We start from the raw sequence: 19,973 nt of genomic DNA on the forward strand, positions 1-19,973 counted from the left end.
TTTTTACTTCTTAAAAATGTAACGGGTAATAAAAATGCCTTGCCCATCTTTATCTCCAGCATCACTCTCAACTGCACTAACTACATGTATTAGTTGCCAACCTTCTTCAGACATTTTGTTAAGTTTAGAAGATATAACAGCATCATTAGCAGCAATGTTCTGAAAACGTATTCCGGTAATATTGTAAAAGTTTAGCAATTTTGTTTCTTCAAAATTCTTTACTCTAATATCCTTTCTTTTAGATTTATTCCGAGTATTATCTTCCTCTGTTTGGGTAGAAGTATATTCTTCATAATCTTTTTCTTCTTTTGCTTCAATAATCCTAGAACGCCCCATACCACTTGGAACAATAGATTCTACACTTGTAATTACTTTAAACTCCTGCGCATTAGCTTCTATAAAACATGTTAAGCCTAATGCAATACCTAATATTATTTTTTTCATTGTATTGTTTATTTTAAAGACAAATAAAATGCTAAGGGGTTGCATCTTTAGAATAATTTTTTATTTGCGATTAAATAAAGTGGAGTATACTTTGAGTAATATAAACTTAAAAAATAGTCAATTATGTAATAAAACATACAAGTTATACAATACTAAGAATTTAAATACTTTATAATAAATATTTTCGTTGGCTATAAACAACATGGCGTAGGCCAATAAAAAACCAAAAATGAAACCACAAAACAACCAAACTATGAGTAAATTAATTTTTAAATCAATCTTAGGCATGCTTTTTTTAATGCTATTTGTTAATTGTTCTAAGAACCCAATAAAATGTTTAAACGGGAGCTGGGCACAAGACGTAGCTTCAGATTTAGAAGCTTGGACAGATGCATCAAACAAATATGCAGAAAACCCTACAGTAGAAAATTGTAATAGTTATAAAGGAGCTCTTAATAATTATATAAATGCATTAGAAGATGTGGAAGATTGCTATGGTGGTCTTGCTGATTTTGATGGAGACTTTGATGATGCTAAAGAGGAGCTAAATGATATTGATTGTACGGAAAATTAAAACGCTAACAAAGTGTACTAATTTTCTTTTTTAATATAAGAAATAATAGGACGACCAATTATAATCTAAACGATTATTGGTCGTTTTTTTGTTTAAGTTATTATAGTTTAAGAAATAGAAAAATTAGGAATGTAAAACAATTTAAAAACTAATATTGTTTCTTTGCAGCTCTAATTACTGTTAATGAAAGGAATTGTTTATAAATCTACAGGGAGCTGGTTTACTGTTAAAGCAGCAGATGGTGCATTCTATGACTGTAGAATAAAAGGAAAATTCCGAATTAAAGGTATAAAAAGTACCAATCCTGTTGCTGTTGGCGATTCTGTGGAATTTTCAATAGAAAATATAGGGGATGAAACCATTGGCATAATTTCTGAAATAGAAGAACGTAAAAACTATATAATCAGAAAATCTGTTAATTTGTCTAAGCAAACCCATATAATTGCAGCAAATTTAGATCAGGTTTTTTTAATGATTACGTTAAATAATCCACCAACGCATACAGCATTTATAGACCGTTTTTTAGTAACAGCAGAAGCTTATGATGTTCCTACGGTACTATTATTTAATAAGATAGATACGTATAATGACGAGGAGCTTCTAGAAATAAAATATTTAGCAGCCTTATACCGTAAAATAGGATACACTTGTATTGGCATATCGGCAAAAACGGGAAAAAATATTGATAAAGTAAAGGCATTAATGCAAGGAAAAATATCTATGTTTTCTGGGCATTCTGGTGTGGGTAAATCTACACTGGTAAATGTTATAGAACCAAACCTTGCTATAAAAACTACCGAAATATCTAAACAACATTTACAAGGGCAGCATACAACAACATTTGCAGAAATGTTTGATCTAAGTTTTGATGCGCGGATAATAGATACTCCCGGTATTAAAGGTTTTGGAATTGTAGATATGGAGAAAGAAGAAATAGGAGACTATTTTCCAGAAATTTTTGAGAATAAAGGGAATTGTAAATTTAATAATTGCTTACATATAGATGAGCCTAAATGTGCTATAAAAGACGCTTTAGAAGAAGATGAAATTGCTTGGAGTAGGTATAGGAGTTATGTGCAAATGGTTTCTGGAGAAGATGAGAATTATAGAGTAGATATACATTCTGTAAAAAAATGAGAGCAGTAGTACAAAGAGTTTCTAGGGCTAGTGTAACAGTAGAGGAAAAAATAATTTCATCTATAGATAAAGGAATATTAGTCCTTTTAGGAATAGAGAATTCCGATACCCAAGAGGATATAGATTGGTTATCTAGAAAAATAGCAAATCTTAGAATTTTTAATGATAGTGAAGGAGTAATGAATAATTCTGTACTAGATATATCTGGCGATGTAATTGTAGTTAGTCAGTTCACTTTGTACGCTGCAACAAAAAAAGGAAATAGACCATCGTATATAAAAGCAGCAAAACCAGATGTAGCAGTGCCTATATATGAGTCTTTTATAAGTAGTATAGAATTACATTTAGGTAAAAAAGTAGGTACAGGCGTTTTTGGCGCAGATATGAAAGTAGACTTGCTAAATGATGGTCCAATTACTATAATTATAGATACAAAAAATAAAGAATAAAAATTTATTTTTTCCTTCAAATTAGTAAGAAAAGTAGTATTTTGACGTTAATTAGAGAACCAAACTAATTATACTTAATTTAAATGCGCTTTTTTTTATTCACATTACTGTTTTTATACAGTATATTTTCTTTTTCTCAATATTTTGAATACCAATCTCACTTAATAGATGATAACTTAAAAAAAAATGCAGACGCTGTTGTACGTCTAGATGAAATGGTTGTGGATGTTTCTGCACAGGATTATATGGTATTAAAATCTAAAAGGGTAGTAACTGTTTTAAACAAAAAAGGAAGGAAACATGTCCATGCTTATGGGGGTTATAGTAATTCTAGGAAATTAAAATTTATTAAGGCTGTAATTTACGATGCGTTTGGTAATGAATTAAAAAAAATAAGGGAAAAAGATTTTATTGATGTTAGCGCTGTTTCAGGAGGCACTTTGTATTCAGATTATAGAATTAAGTATTTAAAATACACACCAACCCAATATCCTTATACAGTTATTTTTGAAAAAGAAATACAAACAAAAAATACAGCTTTTATACCCAGTTGGTATTTTATGGATGGTTTTATGTCTAGTGTAGAGAAAAATAGGTTTTTAATAAATTATAGTTCTAGTGATTTAAAACCAGTGATTAAGGAAAAAAATCTAGAATCTTTAAATGTTAAAATTAAGAATAATGAAAATTCAATTTCGTATTCAGTAGCTAATATTCCGGCAGTAAGATATGAAAATTTAGGCCCTCCTTCTAATGAGCTTGCTCCAAAAATAATGGTTAGGTTAAACGATTTTCATTACGAGGGGTATAATGCACATGTTGAAAATTGGGAGCAATTAGGATCTTGGATGTATAACAATATACTAAAAGGAAGAGATGAACTTCCTGAGTCTGTGAAGCAACATGTTAATGAACTTGTGAAAGATGCTGATACTAATTTAGAGAAAGCTAAAATAGTCTATGAATATATGCAAAGCGTTACTAGGTATATAAGTGTGCAAGTTGGAATAGGAGGTATACAACCAATTTTAGCTTCGCAAGTTGATAGGGTTAAATATGGAGATTGTAAAGGGCTTTCTAATTATACACATTCATTATTAGATGCTGTTGGTGTAGAAAGTTACTATGTGCATGTTGAAGCAGGTAGAGATAAAGTCGACTTTGATGAAGAATTTCCATCATTAGAGCAAGGGAATCATGCAATTTTAGCAATTCCAAATGGCGATGATTATACCTGGATAGATTGTACTTCGCAAACTCATCCCTTTGGTTTTGTAGGAGACTTTACAGATGATAGAATGGTTTTAGTAATGAAGCCAGAGGGAGGAGTAATAGTTAGAACTCCTGTTTATATAGAAGAAACAAATTCTCAAAAAATTGAAGGAAAAATAGAGTTGTTAAGTAATGGAACTTTAAAAGCAAAGGCGATTATAGAAACTACGGGTATTAAATATGATAATAGGTTTAATATAGAAAATGAGGATAAAGAAGAAGTTTTAGAGCATTATCAAAATCAATGGTCTACTATAAATAATCTTGTTTTAAAAGATTATAAATTTTCTAATAATAAATCAGAAGTAAAATTTTTAGAAGAAGTGTCTATTAGCGCAGAAAATTTTTCAAAACCTTCTGGAGGGAGAATCCTTTTCTGCGCAAATATTTTGAATAGGAATAATTTTGTTCCTAAAAGGTATCGCTCTAGAAAAATGCCTTTTAAAATTTCTCGTGGATTTTTAGATATAGACTCGTATAAAATAAAAATTCCAGATGGTTATACTGTAGAGTCTTTACCTAATAAAAAAGAAATCTCATCTGAATTTGGAGATTATGTTGCCGAAGTGGTTATGTTAGAAGATGGTTCTTTAAAATATGAGCACCGATTTTTATTAAAATCAGGAAATTATCCTAAAGAAAAATATAATGATTATAGAAATTTTAGGAAAGAAGTTTCTAAAAGTGATAATGCGCAAGTAGTACTAATTAAAAAAGAATAAAACATAATATTTAAATATAATACATGAGCAATTTTATAAAAGTAGTAGCCCTTTTATTTGTTTATACAACCAGTTCCTTTGCACAAGATGTTAAGTTTGGTAAAGTCTCAAAAGAAGAATTAAGTGAAAAAATATATAAGAAAGACTCAACAGCAGATGCTGCAGTTTTATACCGGAAGATAAAAGTTTTTTTTAGCTATAGAGAAAACAATGGTTTTGTGATAGAAAGAGAAGTGCATGAGCGTATTAAAATTTATAATAATGGAGGTTTTAAATATGCTACTGTTATAGAAAACTTGTACGATAGAGGTGGCTCTAGAGAAAGTATTTATAATTTAAAAGCATATACTTTTAATTTAGTAGGAAATGAAATAGAGAAGACAAAATTAAAAAGTTCAGATACTTTTACAGAAGAATCTTCAAAATATTATACAAAAGAAAAGTTTACAATGCCTAATTTAAAAGAAGGTAGTGTAATAGAATATAAATATACTGTTAATTCCCCTTTTTATTCTTCTTTCAATGAAATTATATTGCAATATGATATACCTATTCTTGAACAAGAAATAAATGTTGCTATTCCAGAGTATTTTACGTTTAAGAATATAACAAAAGGTTATTTAGCTTATAATATTGAAAAAAGTAGTAAACCGGGAAGTATAACTTTTACCGATAAGAATAGAACTTCTGCTGGAGGAGGGATTGGAGGAGGAGCTATTAAAACAAATTTTACAACATCTAAATTAGACTATAATATAAATATATCTAAAGTTCATATGGTAAACGTCCCATCTCTTAAGAAAGAGTTGTATGTTAATAGTATGAATAATTATAGATCTGCTATTAAATATGAATTGCAATATGTTAAGTTCCCAAATTCAAGTCTTGAAAATTATAGCAGTAGTTGGGAAGATGTAGTCAAAAAGATTTATAAAAATGAAGAATTTGGAAACCAGTTAAATTTTAAAAAATACTATAAAAGTGATTTAGAAAAAGTAGTATTGGGTAAAGCATCTGAAAAAGAAAAAACAAATGCAGTGTATAGTTATGTACAATCTAGGATGAATTGGAACGGAATTAATGGGTATTATACAGATGAAGGAGTTAAAAAAGCATATGATTTAAAGGTAGGCAACGTGGCAGATATTAATTTAATGTTAGTAAGTATGTTACGTAGTGCAGGATTAAATGCAAACCCCGTATTAGTTAGTACAAGAAGTAACGGTGTACCATTATTTCCTACTAGGTATGGTTTTAACTATGTTGTTGCTTTAGTTAAGATTGAAGGAAAAAATATTTTCTTAGATGCGACAAGTAAATATAGTAAACCAAATATGCTTCCTGTAAGAGCTCTTAATTGGGCTGGAAGGATTGTTAAAGAAGGAGGTTTATCAGCATCTATTTCATTGATGCCAGATTATACATCTTCGGAGAATATTATGATGCTGGCTTCCATTTCAAATACTGGTGATGCTGAAGGAAAAGTCAGAAGAGTATGTAAAGATTATATAGCTTATAATTTTAGAGCAATTAATTCAGACTTAAGTGAAGAGGATTATCTAGAAAAACTAGAAGAAAATTATAATGGAATTGAAATATCGGAGTATTCTATAAAAAATAAAGAAAAAGTTGGAAAACCTATTTTAGAAAGTTTTAGTTTTAATGCGGAAGATGCTACAGAAATAATTGGCGATAAAATGTATTTGTCACCATTATTTTGGTTGTCGCAAACGGAAAATCCATTTAAAAAGGAGAATAGAGAGTATCCTATAGATTATGGGTATCCATGGGAAGATACATATTCTATAACTATTAAAATCCCAAAAGGATATAAGATAGAGTCAGTTCCAGAATCATGCAATATTGTTATTGGAGATGATATAGGGCAATATATATTACTAATAGCTAAAACATCTGATGGTCTCCAAATAAAATCAGAGTTAAAAGTTAATCAAGCTATAATTTTTGCTACACATTATAAAGGATTAAAAGATTTTTATAATGCAATGGTAGAAAAACAAACAGAAAAAGTAGTTTTGTCTAAAATATAAGACAAATGAGTATTACTGTAGCGCAAGAACAAGTAGACACTTGGATAAAAGAACACGGTGTTCGTTATTTTAATGAGCTTACAAATATGGCACAACTTACAGAAGAAGTTGGTGAGGTTGCGCGTATTATAGCTCGTAGATATGGCGAACAAAGTGAAAAGGACTCGGACAAAAGTAAAGACTTAGGAGAAGAGCTGGCAGATGTTATGTTTGTAGTACTCTGTTTAGCAAACCAAACAGGTGTAGATTTACAACAAGCTTTTGATAAAAAGTTAGAATTAAAAACAAAGCGCGATCATGATCGTCATCACAACAATAAAAAGCTGAAATAGTACTATATTTGAAGTTCGTTTTTAATATACTATAGTTTTGAAATTACATATCTCCAAGCCAGTATCCAATTTAATAAAAGCAAATGTAAAAATTACGGGTTCTAAGAGTGAATCTAATCGTTCACTTTTATTACAAGCTTTATATTCCACTATAAATATTAGTAATTTATCTAATTCAGATGATGCCGTTGTAATGGAAAAAGGACTACAAATAACCTCTGGAAAGGTAGATATTCATCATGCAGGTACAGCAATGCGTTTTTTAACCAGTTATTTTGCTACGCAAGAAGGTAAAGAAGTTACTTTAACAGGTTCGCAACGTATGACAGAGCGCCCTATAAAGGTTTTAGTAGAAGCATTACAAAGCTTGGGAGCAGATATTTCTTATGTTAAAAATGAAGGTTACCCTCCAATACATATCAAAGGAAAAAAAATAACCAATAATAAGGTTAGTTTACCAGCAGACATTAGTAGCCAGTATATCTCTTCTTTATTGCTTACGGCGCCTAGTTTAGAAAACGGTATAGAGCTGGAGTTAGTTGGAAAAATAACTTCTGTTCCTTATATAAAAATGACATTAGCGCTTTTAAGTCAAATAGGAGTAGAAAGTAGTTTTGTAGGGAATACAATTACAGTTTCAACTAAAAAAGAAGTAGCGCCAACAAATTTGGTAGTGGAATCGGATTGGAGCTCAGCATCATACTATTATGGTTTAATTGCTTTAAGTGATGTAGGTTCGCAAATAACCTTATCGGCCTACAAAGAAAATAGTCTGCAAGGAGACAGTGTGTTAGCAAAAATATATACAGATTTTGGTGTACAAACTACATTTAAGGAAAATCATATTGTATTAGAAAAAATACAAAAAGAACAATTACCAAAAGTTACTATAGATTTAGCAAATGCTCCAGATATAGCGCAAACTATAGCAGTAACGTGTTTTGGATTAGGAATTGCATGCCATTTAACAGGTTTACATACCTTAAAAATTAAAGAAACAGACCGTTTAGAAGCTTTAAACACAGAGTTATCTAAGCTTGGAGCAAATATTACGGTTACAAATGAAACATTATCTCTAGAACCTTCAGAAAGTATAATTCCAAATGTAGCTATAGATACTTATAATGACCATAGAATGGCAATGGCATTTGGTCCTTTAGCATTAAAAACCAGCTTGTTTGTAAATGATGCGGAAGTGGTTTCTAAGTCTTACCCAGGCTATTGGGAAGATTTTAAAAACCTTGGGATAATAGTAAAAGAAGCATAATTACCATTTAATTACGGTTTTACTTGACAACCCCTCCCTTGAGGTTGTATATTTGCCGTCTTGAAAAAACACAACTAAAAATTTTATAAATGAAATTATCAAACTTCAATTTTGAATTACCAGAGGAGTTATTAGCAGAATACCCTGCGGAACATAGAGACGAATCTAAGCTAATGGTAGTACATAGAGAAACCGGTAAAATTGAGCATAAAATGTTTAAGGACCTTATTAATTATTTTGATGAGGGAGATGTAATGGTGCTTAATAATACAAAAGTTTTTCCTGCTAGATTATACGGTAATAAAGAAAAAACTGGAGCAAGAATAGAAGTGTTTTTATTGCGTGAACTTAATGAAGAGCAGCGCTTGTGGGATGTTTTAGTAGATCCTGCACGTAAAATACGTATTGGTAATAAGTTGTATTTTGGAGATGATGAAACTCTAGTAGCAGAAGTTATAGATAATACTACTTCTAGAGGAAGAACATTACGTTTTTTATATGATGGTTCTTATTTAGATTTTAGAAGAAAACTTAGAGATTTAGGAGAAACACCACTTCCTAAATATATTAAAAGAGAAGTAGAAGAGAATGATGAAGAAAGATACCAAACCATATATGCAAAGCACGAAGGTGCTGTTGCAGCTCCAACGGCTGGTTTGCATTTCTCTAAACACTTATTAAAACGTTTAGAAATAAAAGGAGTAGACTTTGCAGAATTAACATTACACGTTGGTTTAGGAACTTTTAACCCAGTAGAGGTAGAAGACTTGTCTAAGCATAAAATGGATAGCGAAGAGTTAATTATAGATGAAAAAGCTACAGAAGTAGTTAATAATGCTAAGACTAATAAGCGAAAAGTTTGTGCAGTAGGAACAACTGCAATGCGTGGTTTAGAAAGTGCAGTATCATCGAACCAAACATTAAATACTTATGAAGGTTGGACAAATAAGTTTATTTTTCCTCCTTATGATTTTAGTATTGCAAACTGTATGATTACTAATTTTCATTTGCCAAAATCTACCTTAATGATGATGGTATCTGCATTTGCAGGTCATGATTTAATGAAAAAAGCATATAAAGAAGCAATTTTAGAAAGCTATAAGTTTTATTCTTATGGTGATGCTATGCTTATACTATAATTATATTCCTATTAAAAAGGAATAATTAGAATCCCTCTTTACATTGTAATATATTTAAAGAGGGATTTTTTATCTAGTAAAGTTGGAAAAGAAAAAAGACATACGAGCACTTACAAAAGAACAACTAAGAGAATTCTTTGTTAAAAACGGAGATAAAGCTTTTAGAGGTAACCAAGTCTATGAGTGGTTGTGGCAAAAATCTGCACATTCTTTTGAAGTAATGACTAATATATCTAAACAAACGAGAGATATGTTAGAAGCAAACTTTGTAATAAATCATATTAAGGTAGACCAAATGCAACGTAGTAGCGATGGTACTATAAAAAATGCAGTACGCTTGCATGATGATTTAATAGTAGAGTCTGTTCTTATTCCAACAAAAACAAGAACAACAGCATGTGTGTCTAGCCAAGTAGGTTGTAGTTTAGATTGTAAATTTTGTGCAACAGCTAGGTTAAAGCGTATGCGAAATTTAAATCCAGATGAGATTTACGACCAAGTTGTTGCAATAGATAATGAGAGTAGGTTATACTTTGACAAGCCTTTAAGTAATATCGTATTTATGGGTATGGGAGAGCCTTTAATGAACTATAATAATGTTCTTAAAGCAATTCAGAAAATAACATCTCCAGAAGGCTTAGGAATGTCTCCTAAGAGAATTACGGTATCTACATCTGGTGTTCCTAAGATGATTAAAAAAATGGCAGACGAGGAAGTTAAATTTAAACTTGCTGTTTCTTTACACTCTGCTATAGATGAAATTAGAACCTCTATAATGCCATTTAATGCCACTTTTACGTTAGCAGATTTACGAGAAGCACTACAATATTGGTATGCTAAAACAAATAGTAGAATTACCTATGAATATGTAGTCTGGCAAGGTATAAATGACACAAAGAAGGATGTTGATGCTCTTGTTTCTTTTTGCAAATTTGCACCATCTAAAGTGAACTTAATAGAGTATAATCCTATTGACGATGGTATTTTTCAGCAAGCAGAAAATAAAGCTATAGAAATGTATGTATCTACTTTAGAAAAAAATGGGATTGTAGTAACAGTTCGTAGGTCTAGAGGAAAAGATATAGATGCTGCTTGTGGGCAATTAGCAAATAAATCATAAATAAACAGCTGTATTTGTAGCTAATATCTTATAGACTTTTTTTTGTCTCGTTGTAATTCTAATTATCCCGTTATTAGACATATATTTTTCCTTAATTTAGAGGCGTATTATTTAATATATAAGAAAACCGCAGTACTTGAAAATAGTAGCACAAATTAAAGAGCCTATAAATAAAGAAATGGAACTTTTTGAAAAAAAGTTTCGGGACTCTATGACCTCTAAGGTTGCGTTGCTAAATAGAATAACATACTACATAGTTAATAGAAAAGGAAAACAAATGCGACCAATGTTTGTTTTTTTAACTGCAAAATTATTAAATAACGGTACTGTTAATGAACGTACCTACCGTGGCGCATCTGTAATAGAGCTTATACATACAGCCACTTTGGTACATGATGATGTGGTGGATGAGAGCGATAAAAGACGTGATTTTTTTTCTATAAATGCACTATGGAAAAATAAAATTGCAGTTTTGGTAGGCGATTATTTACTTTCTAAAGGACTTTTACTTTCTATAGATAATGATGATTTTGATTTACTTAAAATTATTTCTGTAGCCGTTCGCGAAATGAGCGAAGGAGAACTGCTCCAAATAGAAAAAGCAAGAAGATTAGATATAACAGAAGATGTCTATTATGATATTATAAGAAAAAAAACAGCAACACTTATTGCCGCTTGTTGTAGTTTAGGAGCTTGCGCAGTACAACCAAATACAGAACATGTAGAAATTTTTAGAAAATTTGGAGAGTTATGCGGAATGGCATTTCAAATAAAAGACGACCTTTTTGATTATGGTAGTACAGCAATAGGGAAACCTACAGGAATAGATATTAAAGAGCAAAAAATGACACTTCCATTAATTTATGCTTTAAATAATTGTTCTAAAGCCGAAAAAAAATGGGTAATTAATTCTGTTAAAAACCATAATAAGGATAAAAAAAGAGTAAAAGAAGTAATTGCATTTGTGAAAAGTAAAGGGGGACTAGAATATGCTGTTACTAAAATGTTGGCATTTAAAGAAGAAGCTTTAGAATTATTAGATTGTTACCCAGAATCTGAATATAAAAGTGCGCTAGAACTTATGGTAAATTATGTTGTAGATAGAAAAAAATAAAACCCTAAAGTGTAAATTTTAGGGTTTTATTAAAGAAACGCCTTGCGTTTTCTTAGAAATAGGCACACTATTACCAAGTATACAAGGCGCTCTTACAATTAACCAACCAAAGTAATTGTATTATAAAAGTTCAAAAGTTACTGTAATGTGGTATTCTAAAGAATTTGTAGGAATAGTATAATACCATGTTGTATTTCTTTTTAAGGTATTGTTGTCACTAATATAAGTTACACCCCCTAATTTTTTACCAATTTTAGATGCAATCTTTTTTGCTTTTTCTTTAGCATTATCAAAAGCTTTTTTTGTATACTCAGCAGCTTGTTCTTCTGTAAATTCTGTTTTATAGGTGTATTCTAGTTTAGACACACCAAGAGAACGTACATTTAAGAATTCTTGCATAGCTTCTTCAGATGTTGTGGTAAATTCTAAAATAGTACCATCTTTTTCATACCCCATTAAATCGTAATGCAAATGGTTTTCTTTTAGGTTTGTTTTAGAAATACCGGCTTTTGTTAATTTGGCAAAGTAGCCAGATTTTATTTCATCTAACGTCATAGTTTGCGAATCGTAATAAACATTATTAAGACTAACCATCATCCTTGCATGGAAAACAGGTTTTGTTGGTACGGTATGTAAACCATTTACGTTAATAGTATTTCTTTTTTCTTGTGAATAACCTTTTATGGTTGCCATAATTACGAGTAATGCTATAAATAATCTTTTCATTTTGTATTAGTTTTATGTTCTTAAACAACGGAAAATAAGAAAGAGGCTGCAATCATCCATCCACCAACAATTAGCCCTAGAATACCTAATTTACCTTGTTTAGGAGCAATTTTTTGACGTAGTTCTTCTGCTTTTGCCTGTGCTGCTTCATTTTTACCTAAGAATAGTTTGTTTATTAAACCAGAGCCAAGCATAAATCCTAGTGCTGCAGAAACTATGTTTCCTGCTAGTAAAGTAATCCACCATATTGGTGCACTTGTAAGCCAGCCTAAGTTTAAAATGGCGGTAATAATTCCCCAAACTCCCCAAAAGCAAAATACTAAACCAATCCATCCTTGGTATGGCTCTACTTTTGCTAGTAATTCTTTTGCATTTGGTTTTTTTGCAAGTATTAAAGAAGGTACTGCAATAAGGCTTAGTAAAATAAGTGTAATTCCCCAGATCATAATTTTTTGTTTTTAAAAGGTTATTAATTGTATTATTTTGTCTGGTACAAAGATCTAGAGATTAAGAAGTTTATTTTTACCTTGTTCTAGCTAAAATGTGCTCCCTGTAAACAGGTATAGTTGTTACTTTTGTTATTTAAATTATCTTTACATAATATCAAAAAATAAAACCTTTTTTAAGATTGATTTCTAAAATAACCATAGATAAAGTATATGAGACTGCTCGTTTAGAGGAGGTTATTGGTGATTTTGTACAATTGAAAAAATCAGGAACTAACTTTAAAGGCCTTAGTCCATTTAGTGATGAGCGTACGCCAAGTTTTATGGTATCTCCTGTAAAGCAAATTTGGAAAGACTTTAGTAGTGGTAAAGGAGGTAATGTCGTTGCTTTTTTAATGGAGCATGAACATTTTACATATCCAGAGGCAATAAAATACTTAGCCAAAAAGTATAATATTGAAATTGAAGAAACCGAACGTACAGACGAGCAAAAAGAAGAAGCCAGTGAGAGAGAAAGTATGTATTTGGTTTCAGAATTTGCGCAAAAACATTTTTCAGAAATGGCTTGGGATACAGAGTTAGGGAAAGCTATTGGATTATCTTATTTTAAAGAAAGAGGTTTTACAGAGGAAATTATAAAAAAGTTTAAACTAGGTTATTGTTTAGATAAATGGGATGGTTTTACACTTGCAGCACTAGATAAAGGGTATAAACTTAAGTATTTAGAGAAAACAGGACTAACTATAGTAAAAGAAGACACGCAGAACCCTGGAACTTCTAAAAAGTTTGATAGGTTTAAAGGTAGAGTTATGTTTCCTATCCATTCTATGAGTGGTAGAGTGTTAGGATTTGGTGGCCGTATTCTCGGTAACGATAAAAAAGCAGCCAAATATTTAAATTCTCCGGAGAGCGACATTTATCATAAAAGTAAAGTGCTCTATGGTATTTATTATGCAAAGCAAGCCATTGCTAAAGAAGATAATTGTTATTTGGTAGAGGGGTATACAGATGTTATTCAATTTTACCAAAGAGGGATACATAATGTAGTAGCATCTAGCGGTACAGCTTTAACTCCAGAACAAATACGTTTAGTAAATAGATTAACTAAAAATATTACAGTTTTGTTTGATGGAGATGCGGCAGGATTAAGAGCATCACTTAGAGGTATAGATTTAATTTTAGAACAGGGGATGAATGTAAAAGTATGTACATTCCCAGAAGGAGAAGACCCTGATAGTTTTTCTAAAAACAATTCTTATGAGAAAGTTGTTGCTTATTTAAAAGATAACTCTCAAGACTTTATACAATTTAAAGCCTCTCATTTAATGAAAGAGGCAGATAATGACCCTATAAAAAGAGCAGATACGGTAAGAGATATTATAAATAGTATTGCTAAAATTCCAGACCGTATTAAAAAGGAAATTTATATTCAAGAATGTGCACAAATCATGAATGTTTCCGAAGCAGTACTTTTTAATACGCTTGCTCAAATTGGAAAAAAAGACCAGAAAGAAGCGGTAAATAAACAAAAGGAGGAACAAAAAGCTTTTTCTGTTGTTAAGAATACCGAGGTACAAGAAAAAGTAGATGTGCAATATGTACTTGAAAAAAAAATTATTGAACAATTGTTATTATATGGTAATGAAGTACATTCTTTTGAAGATTTGGTGTTAAAAGAAAATGAAGCAGGAGATTTAGAGTTAGAGCCAGAATTATCAGAAATTAAAGTCTACGAGAAAATTTATTTAGACCTGCAGGATGATGAAATAGAATTAGCAAATGAAGGCTTTAGGGCTATTTATTATAAATTAATAGAGGAACTTAATGAGAAGGAAGATTTTGCTGTAAATACTTTTATAGCAAATTTAGAACAAGATACAGTTTCAGAAATTTCTTCTATTTTAATGGAAGAGGAGAAGTATACGCTACATAATTGGGAACGAAAAGATATTTATCCGAAAGATAAAAAAACAGAAATAGCGCAATTAGTAAGTGAAACTATTTTAACCTTACGTTGTTATTTAATAAAGAAAAGAATGGAAGCTTTGCAGGGTAAAACTGCGGATCATACAGAGGATAATAGCGAGATTTTAGAAGAAATCCTAAACTATCTTAATTTAAATAAGTTATTAAGTAGAAAATTAAATAGAGTTTTTTCTTAAAAAAATAGCATAAAAAAAGCCTGATAGAACATCAGGCTTTTTTAGGAGTAAAAAATATTTTAATACAACTCTAGCGCTTTGGCCTGTTGTAGTAAATCTACCATATTATCTACGTTTAATTTTTTCATTAAACGAGCTTTATAGGTGCTCACAGTTTTTTCATTAAGATTTAAACCAATTGCAACATCTTTATTTCTTTTTCCACTAGCTAAAAGTTTAAGAACTTCTATTTCTCTTGTGGATAATTTTCTAAAGAACCTTCTTGGTTTTTGTGTACCTTCATCAAAAGCTAAACGTTGTGCAAGTTCATTGGTAATAAACATACTACCTTCACTAACTTTACGTACTGCAGTGACTATATAATCTACATCAGAAGATTTAGATAAATATCCAAATGCGCCAGCTCTAATAGAGCTTAATGCATAAACATCTTCAGATTGTCCACTGTACATTAATACTTTAACTTCAGGGTATTCTTTTTTAATTTTTCTTAACGTAGCTATACCATTTATTTCAGGTATATCCATTTCTAACATAATTACATCTGGAGTAACTTCTTCTAATTTTTGAAAAAGCTCAGCTGTAGTTGATGCATCAGCAATAACTTCAAATTCTGAAGTAGAATCTAATACATTTTTAACGCCCATGCGGATAATGGGGTGGTTGTCCGCGATAAGTACTTTAATCATTTCTTTTTTTTTCTAAATTAAGCTATATCAAGGCATTATCTGGCTCAATAAGTCTGACATGCAATGTAAGGCATAAAAATTTAATTATGAAGTTAAAGGTTAAATATTTTTATTAACTAACGTAATTTTTGTAGGAATATTCGATTTATTTGTGTTTTAATCAGTTAAACTACTTATTTTAACACATCTGGAATTATACAAATTGGTATTGGGTTCATTTTGTGTTGGTTAGCAGTATTTAGTTTTTTAAATATTTTAAACACTTCTTTTTCTCTGCCTGAAAAATCAGATTCTTTTTTCTCATCATCATTCATTTTCATAGCCCATTCTAGTTCAGGGTAAGAAGCCCCAATTTGATCTTCATCGGTTCTATCATCACCCCATAAACCATCAGTTGGCGCAGCTATTTGTATGTCATTATTTATATTTAAAACTTTTGCAATAGCGTAAACTTCAGTCTTAAGTAAATCTGCAATAGGGCTTAAATCTACTCCTCCATCGCCATATTTTGTGTAAAATCCAACACCAAAATCTTCTACTTTATTACCTGTTCCTGCAACTAAATAGCCATGTAATGCAGCAAAATAGTATAAAGTTGTCATGCGTAACCTAGCTCTTGTATTAGCTAAAGACATAAAGCGTTCTTCTTCACTTTCTACAGCAGGAAGTACCTCTAGTAAATTATCAAAAACAGGGGTTAGGTTAACAGGTTGGCGACTAACATTAGGAAAATTACTTTGTAACCATTCTATATGCTTAGAGGCTCTATCTTCTTGGCTTTCTGCTTGGTGTATTGGCATTTCTACACATAAAAGCTTTAGTCCAGTTTTGGCGCATAGAGTAGAAGTTACAGCGGAATCTATACCGCCAGAAATACCTATTACAAAACCTTTTAAATTTGCTTTTGTTGCGTAGTCTTTTAACCAGCCTACAATGTGGTCTATTACTTTTTCTGTTTGCATAGAAATATTATTATTTGATTTAAAACTACTAACTTTGCCTCTAAAATTAAGACCTAGTTCTTAAATATTAAAATGTATCTTAAATTACTTTGTATGCAAAAACACATTTTTGCCTTATTGTCATTAATTATCCTATTTTTTGGCTGTAAAGAAGAAGATAAAACTGAAAAAGAGATTGCTAAACTAGAAGTGAACGTATCTATCTCTCGTTTTGATAAAGAGTTTTCAGAGGCAAATCCTAATGATTTACCTAAATTAAGAGCTAAATACCCTTATTTATTTCCTGCTCCAGATAGTGTTTGGGTAAAAAAAATGCAAGATACTATTCAGCAAGAATTAATGCAAGAGGTAAGTTCTGAGTTTTCAGATTTTAGTAAAGAAACCTTGCAATTAAAAGATTTTTACAAACACGTAAAATATTACTTTCCAAAATATAAAGTCCCACACATTATTACAGTAACAAATGATGTGGATTATAACAATAGAATTATTTTGGCAGATAGTTTGTTGTTCATTGGTTTGGATAATTATTTAGGACAAGATCATAGGTTTTATAGTAGTATTCAACGCTATATTTCTCAGGGAATGGATAGGGAGTATATTGTTAGTAACATAGCAAGTGCTTTTGCAAATAAAGCAGTTCCAAAGCCTAGAGATCGTACTTTTTTAGCGCAAATAATATATTATGGTAAAGAATTATATTTAAAAAATAAGTTATTGCCTAATGCTACAGATGCAATAAAAATAGGATATACAGAAGAACAGTTAAATTGGGCTATAGCAAATGAAGAACCTATATGGCGAAATTTTGTAGAGCAAGAATATTTGTATAGTACAAATAATAATTTAAGGAAGCGTTTTTTAGACCCAGCTCCATTTTCAAAATTTGGATTAGAGTTAGATAAAGAATCTCCAGGGCGTATAGGACGTTATATAGGTTGGCAGATTGTAAAATCTTTTATGGAGAAAAATGATTTATCTCTTGTGCAATTAATGCCAGTATCGGCAGAAGAAATTTTCAAAAAATCGAATTACAAACCAAAAAAATAATGGCAGAATTACATACATCAGAAATTACACTTAAAGTTGGGTTAGATGAAAATCGTGTACCTGAAAAATTAAACTGGTCGGCAGAGGATGGCGGAGTAGAAAACCAAGAAATAAAAGCAATGTTACTTTCTGTATGGGATAGTAAAAATCAAGAATCTTTAAAAATAGATTTATGGACTAAAGATATGCCTGTTGATGAGATGAAAGTCTTTTTTCATCAAACCTTAGTTGCTATGTCTGATACGTTTATGAAGGCAACACAAGATGAAAAAATGACAGCTACCATGAAAGATTTTTGTGAATATTTTGCGGAGAAATTAGAACTGAAAAAATAAATAGTAGCTAATAGTTATTGTTTCTTAAAAACCGCTTATCGCGGTTTTTTGTTTTCATGTAAGTATTAACTTTGTTACTAAGACAAATTAGAAATTAAAATTAAAAGAATGAAGCAATTAATTTTAGTTTATAATGCGAACTCTGGTTGGCATAATAGTGTAATAGATAGTTTGCATAAGATTGTGAGTCCAAAAACATATGATTGTAATTTGTGTGATATTACTTTTGGTGTTTTTTCTGAAAAGGAAGTTTGGAAAAAATTTAGAACAGAAACAAATATAGAGATGCAATTTCTACATAAAAATGAGTTTCTAGAAGTGTATAAACCTAAAGAAAAATATAATTTTCCAATTATTTTTAAAAGTAAGGATAATAAAATAGAGGTGTTTTTAAAATCAGAAGAAGTAAATGCTTTAAAAAAACCTCAGGATTTAATAAACGTAATTAAAAGTAGTTTTAAATAGAATCTTTTTGCCTTTTAAAATAATCAAGGTTTATGTTTTCTATAAAATTTAAAACCTCATCCCTTCCTAATCTTTTGCTAGAAGAGGTAACAAAATGCAGAGGAGCTTCTTCCCAAATATCTGCAAGTAATACATCTATATAGCTTTGTACTTGTTTTTCAATAGCTTTAGGTTTAAGCTTGTCTGCTTTGGTAAAAATGATACAAAAAGGTATTCCGTTTTCGCCCATCCATTCCATAAATTCCATATCAATTTTTTGTGGTGTATGGCGAACATCCACTAAAACAAAGGAACAAACAAGTTGTTCTCTTTGCGTAAAATAATTAGTAATATATTTTTGAAAAGTGTTTTTATCTTTTTTAGATACTCTAGCATAGCCATAGCCTGGTAAATCTACCAAAAACCAATTTTCATTTATTTTAAAATGATTAATTAGTTGCGTCTTTCCTGGTCTTCCAGATGTTTTTGCTAAACTTCTACGCTCTGTAAGCATATTTATTAAAGAAGATTTTCCAACATTAGACCTTCCAATAAATGCGTACTCAGGCAAAGGTTCTTTAGGGCATCTAGAAACCTCGGTATTGCTTATCACAAAGTCGGCCGACTTTATTTTCATTAAAATAGGTGTTAGAAATTACGTTTCTCTAGCCAAGAATCTAAAATTGTATTAAATTCTTCTGGATGCTCCATCATTGGTGCATGACCACATTTTTCTATCCAAAATAAATCGGAATCTGGTAACAATTCATGAAATTCATTTGCAACATTCGGGGGTGTTACGTTGTCGTTTTCTCCCCAAATTATACAAGTAGGTGTAGGCATTTTGGCTAGATCTTTAGACATATTGTGTCTAATAGCACTTTTTGCAATTGCTAACGTCTTTACAAGTTTCATACGGTCGTTTACCGTTTCAAAAACTTCATCAACTATTTCTTTAGTAGCTACAGCTGGGTCATAGAAAACGCCTTCGGCTTTTTTCTTTATAAACTCATAATCTCCTCTTCTTGGATAACCGTCGCCCATAGCACTTTCATAGAGCCCAGAGCTGCCTGTTATTACAAGCGCTTTAACATTTTGTGGGTATAGTTTTGTATATAATAGTCCTATGTGGCCTCCTAAGGAATTGCCTAAAAGAATAACGTTGTTAAGTTTTTTGAATTTTATAAAACTATCTAGATATTTAGCAAAGTTTTTTACAGTGGTTTTAATCATAGGCATATCATAGATAGGCAATTCTGGGATCAAAACTTTATATCCTTTCTTAGGAAAATGTTCTGTTACGCCATGAAAATTGCTTAAACCGCCCATTAGACCATGTAGTATAATTATAGCAGTACCTTCTCCTTTCTCTATATACTTAAATTTTCCTTCCGTTATTATTTCTTCTTCCATTCAAGGATGCTTGTGGTCTTAGTCGGCAAATATAGGGAATTATATAGAATAGTTTTTTACCCTTTTTTAGTTACGGAATAGAATCTGTAATCTAATTGGTCTTCAAAACATTAGCTCTAAATTTT

Annotated in this window: 21 protein-coding genes; 14 read left to right on the forward strand and 7 right to left on the reverse strand. The window is 30.7% G+C overall.

Annotation, left to right across the window (positions count from 1 at the left end):
- Positions 1-3: 3 nt before the first annotated feature.
- Positions 4-444 carry a hypothetical protein gene (locus Q0945_RS11170; RefSeq protein WP_299434533.1) on the reverse strand — a complete coding sequence of 147 codons (441 nt, stop codon included), beginning with the start codon at positions 442-444 and terminating at the stop codon, positions 4-6.
- A 229-nt stretch (positions 445-673) separates the two neighbouring features.
- Between Q0945_RS11170 and Q0945_RS11175 the strand changes: the two genes are divergently transcribed.
- The 10 genes from Q0945_RS11175 (at position 674) to Q0945_RS11220 (ending at position 11,621) form a co-directional block, all read left to right on the forward strand.
- The gene (locus tag Q0945_RS11175) at positions 674-1,018 is read left to right on the forward strand and encodes a hypothetical protein (RefSeq protein WP_299434535.1); all 345 of its coding nucleotides are present in this window, start codon (positions 674-676) and stop codon (positions 1,016-1,018) included.
- Positions 1,019-1,201: 183 nt separating this feature from the next.
- Positions 1,202-2,155, forward strand: coding sequence for a ribosome small subunit-dependent GTPase A (gene rsgA / locus Q0945_RS11180; protein WP_299434537.1), 954 nt, complete (start codon positions 1,202-1,204; stop codon positions 2,153-2,155).
- Positions 2,152-2,604: a D-aminoacyl-tRNA deacylase gene (gene dtd / locus Q0945_RS11185; RefSeq protein WP_299434539.1), complete on the forward strand. Its 453-nt coding sequence runs from the start codon at positions 2,152-2,154 to the stop codon at positions 2,602-2,604. Before rsgA ends, dtd begins: the two co-directional genes overlap by 4 nt.
- A gap of 83 nt (positions 2,605-2,687) precedes the next feature.
- The gene (locus Q0945_RS11190; protein ID WP_299434541.1) at positions 2,688-4,598 is read left to right on the forward strand and encodes a DUF3857 domain-containing protein; all 1,911 of its coding nucleotides are present in this window, start codon (positions 2,688-2,690) and stop codon (positions 4,596-4,598) included.
- A gap of 23 nt (positions 4,599-4,621) precedes the next feature.
- Positions 4,622-6,649 (forward strand): DUF3857 domain-containing protein, encoded by a 2,028-nt coding sequence (locus Q0945_RS11195; RefSeq protein WP_299434543.1) that lies wholly within the window; start codon positions 4,622-4,624, stop codon positions 6,647-6,649.
- Positions 6,650-6,654: 5 nt separating this feature from the next.
- Positions 6,655-6,981 carry a nucleotide pyrophosphohydrolase gene (locus tag Q0945_RS11200; RefSeq protein ID WP_299434545.1) on the forward strand — a complete coding sequence of 109 codons (327 nt, stop codon included), beginning with the start codon at positions 6,655-6,657 and terminating at the stop codon, positions 6,979-6,981.
- 37 nt (positions 6,982-7,018) lie between these two features.
- Positions 7,019-8,248: a 3-phosphoshikimate 1-carboxyvinyltransferase gene (locus Q0945_RS11205; protein WP_299434547.1), complete on the forward strand. Its 1,230-nt coding sequence runs from the start codon at positions 7,019-7,021 to the stop codon at positions 8,246-8,248.
- Between the two features lie 89 nt (positions 8,249-8,337).
- Positions 8,338-9,387 (forward strand): tRNA preQ1(34) S-adenosylmethionine ribosyltransferase-isomerase QueA, encoded by a 1,050-nt coding sequence (queA, locus tag Q0945_RS11210; RefSeq protein WP_298488757.1) that lies wholly within the window; start codon positions 8,338-8,340, stop codon positions 9,385-9,387.
- Positions 9,388-9,469: 82 nt separating this feature from the next.
- Positions 9,470-10,507, forward strand: coding sequence for a 23S rRNA (adenine(2503)-C(2))-methyltransferase RlmN (gene rlmN, locus Q0945_RS11215; protein WP_299434549.1), 1,038 nt, complete (start codon positions 9,470-9,472; stop codon positions 10,505-10,507).
- 136 nt (positions 10,508-10,643) lie between these two features.
- Entirely contained in the window at positions 10,644-11,621 is a 978-nt protein-coding gene (locus Q0945_RS11220; protein WP_299434551.1) for a polyprenyl synthetase family protein, read from the forward strand.
- A 120-nt stretch (positions 11,622-11,741) separates the two neighbouring features.
- Here Q0945_RS11220 and Q0945_RS11225 read toward each other — a convergent pair whose 3' ends face one another.
- Positions 11,742-12,347 (reverse strand): SIMPL domain-containing protein, encoded by a 606-nt coding sequence (locus Q0945_RS11225; RefSeq protein ID WP_299434553.1) that lies wholly within the window; start codon positions 12,345-12,347, stop codon positions 11,742-11,744.
- Between the two features lie 20 nt (positions 12,348-12,367).
- The gene (locus Q0945_RS11230; protein WP_298488749.1) at positions 12,368-12,793 is read right to left on the reverse strand and encodes a hypothetical protein; all 426 of its coding nucleotides are present in this window, start codon (positions 12,791-12,793) and stop codon (positions 12,368-12,370) included.
- Between the two features lie 182 nt (positions 12,794-12,975).
- Here Q0945_RS11230 and dnaG point away from each other — a divergent pair, with 182 nt between their 5' ends.
- On the forward strand, positions 12,976-14,955 hold the full coding sequence (gene dnaG / locus Q0945_RS11235) for a DNA primase (protein WP_299434556.1): 1,980 nt from the start codon (positions 12,976-12,978) through the stop codon (positions 14,953-14,955).
- 59 nt (positions 14,956-15,014) lie between these two features.
- Here dnaG and Q0945_RS11240 read toward each other — a convergent pair whose 3' ends face one another.
- Together Q0945_RS11240 and nadE are read right to left on the reverse strand one after the other, a co-directional pair.
- Positions 15,015-15,644: a response regulator transcription factor gene (locus Q0945_RS11240; RefSeq protein ID WP_299434558.1), complete on the reverse strand. Its 630-nt coding sequence runs from the start codon at positions 15,642-15,644 to the stop codon at positions 15,015-15,017.
- 173 nt (positions 15,645-15,817) lie between these two features.
- Positions 15,818-16,606, reverse strand: coding sequence for an NAD(+) synthase (gene nadE / locus Q0945_RS11245; protein ID WP_299434560.1), 789 nt, complete (start codon positions 16,604-16,606; stop codon positions 15,818-15,820).
- A gap of 93 nt (positions 16,607-16,699) precedes the next feature.
- On the opposite strand from nadE, the gene gldB reads away from it, so the two are divergent.
- The 3 genes from gldB to Q0945_RS11260 all read left to right on the forward strand — a co-directional run bounded on the left by gldB (position 16,700) and on the right by Q0945_RS11260 (position 18,456).
- Positions 16,700-17,656, forward strand: coding sequence for a gliding motility lipoprotein GldB (gldB, locus tag Q0945_RS11250; RefSeq protein WP_299434562.1), 957 nt, complete (start codon positions 16,700-16,702; stop codon positions 17,654-17,656).
- Positions 17,656-17,991, forward strand: a complete 336-nt coding sequence (gene gldC, locus Q0945_RS11255; RefSeq protein ID WP_299434564.1) for a gliding motility protein GldC — start codon at positions 17,656-17,658, stop codon at positions 17,989-17,991. Before gldB ends, gldC begins: the two co-directional genes overlap by 1 nt.
- A gap of 108 nt (positions 17,992-18,099) precedes the next feature.
- Positions 18,100-18,456 (forward strand): GTPase, encoded by a 357-nt coding sequence (locus tag Q0945_RS11260; RefSeq protein WP_299434566.1) that lies wholly within the window; start codon positions 18,100-18,102, stop codon positions 18,454-18,456.
- Here the strand turns inward: Q0945_RS11260 and yihA are convergent.
- Entirely contained in the window at positions 18,449-19,072 is a 624-nt protein-coding gene (gene yihA, locus Q0945_RS11265; protein ID WP_299434568.1) for a ribosome biogenesis GTP-binding protein YihA/YsxC, read from the reverse strand. The genes Q0945_RS11260 and yihA overlap by 8 nt on opposite strands.
- Before the next feature lie 11 nt (positions 19,073-19,083).
- On the reverse strand, positions 19,084-19,848 hold the full coding sequence (locus Q0945_RS11270) for an alpha/beta hydrolase (RefSeq protein WP_299434570.1): 765 nt from the start codon (positions 19,846-19,848) through the stop codon (positions 19,084-19,086).
- Positions 19,849-19,973: the final 125 nt, after the last annotated feature.

Origin of the sequence: uncultured Maribacter sp. (assembly GCF_947500405.1) — a bacterium.
GTDB lineage: Bacteria > Bacteroidota > Bacteroidia > Flavobacteriales > Flavobacteriaceae > Maribacter_B.

Bases quoted from the DNA above. Each gene is read 5' to 3' on its own strand.
- Q0945_RS11260 (WP_299434566.1), top strand. From the start codon at position 18,100: ATGAAGCAATTAATTTTAGTTTATAATGCGAACTCTGGTTGGCATAAT.
- gldC (WP_299434564.1), top strand. From the start codon at position 17,656: ATGGCAGAATTACATACATCAGAAATTACACTTAAAGTTGGGTTAGAT.
- Q0945_RS11195 (WP_299434543.1), top strand. From the start codon at position 4,622: ATGAGCAATTTTATAAAAGTAGTAGCCCTTTTATTTGTTTATACAACC.
- queA (WP_298488757.1), top strand. From the start codon at position 8,338: ATGAAATTATCAAACTTCAATTTTGAATTACCAGAGGAGTTATTAGCA.
- Q0945_RS11200 (WP_299434545.1), top strand. From the start codon at position 6,655: ATGAGTATTACTGTAGCGCAAGAACAAGTAGACACTTGGATAAAAGAA.
- Q0945_RS11175 (WP_299434535.1), top strand. From the start codon at position 674: ATGAAACCACAAAACAACCAAACTATGAGTAAATTAATTTTTAAATCA.
- rsgA (WP_299434537.1), top strand. From the start codon at position 1,202: ATGAAAGGAATTGTTTATAAATCTACAGGGAGCTGGTTTACTGTTAAA.
- Q0945_RS11270 (WP_299434570.1), bottom strand. From the start codon at position 19,848: ATGGAAGAAGAAATAATAACGGAAGGAAAATTTAAGTATATAGAGAAA.
- Q0945_RS11240 (WP_299434558.1), bottom strand. From the start codon at position 15,644: ATGATTAAAGTACTTATCGCGGACAACCACCCCATTATCCGCATGGGC.
- Q0945_RS11230 (WP_298488749.1), bottom strand. From the start codon at position 12,793: ATGATCTGGGGAATTACACTTATTTTACTAAGCCTTATTGCAGTACCT.
- Q0945_RS11190 (WP_299434541.1), top strand. From the start codon at position 2,688: ATGCGCTTTTTTTTATTCACATTACTGTTTTTATACAGTATATTTTCT.
- yihA (WP_299434568.1), bottom strand. From the start codon at position 19,072: ATGAAAATAAAGTCGGCCGACTTTGTGATAAGCAATACCGAGGTTTCT.
- Q0945_RS11225 (WP_299434553.1), bottom strand. From the start codon at position 12,347: ATGAAAAGATTATTTATAGCATTACTCGTAATTATGGCAACCATAAAA.
- gldB (WP_299434562.1), top strand. From the start codon at position 16,700: ATGCAAAAACACATTTTTGCCTTATTGTCATTAATTATCCTATTTTTT.
- dtd (WP_299434539.1), top strand. From the start codon at position 2,152: ATGAGAGCAGTAGTACAAAGAGTTTCTAGGGCTAGTGTAACAGTAGAG.
- Q0945_RS11170 (WP_299434533.1), bottom strand. From the start codon at position 444: ATGAAAAAAATAATATTAGGTATTGCATTAGGCTTAACATGTTTTATA.
- nadE (WP_299434560.1), bottom strand. From the start codon at position 16,606: ATGCAAACAGAAAAAGTAATAGACCACATTGTAGGCTGGTTAAAAGAC.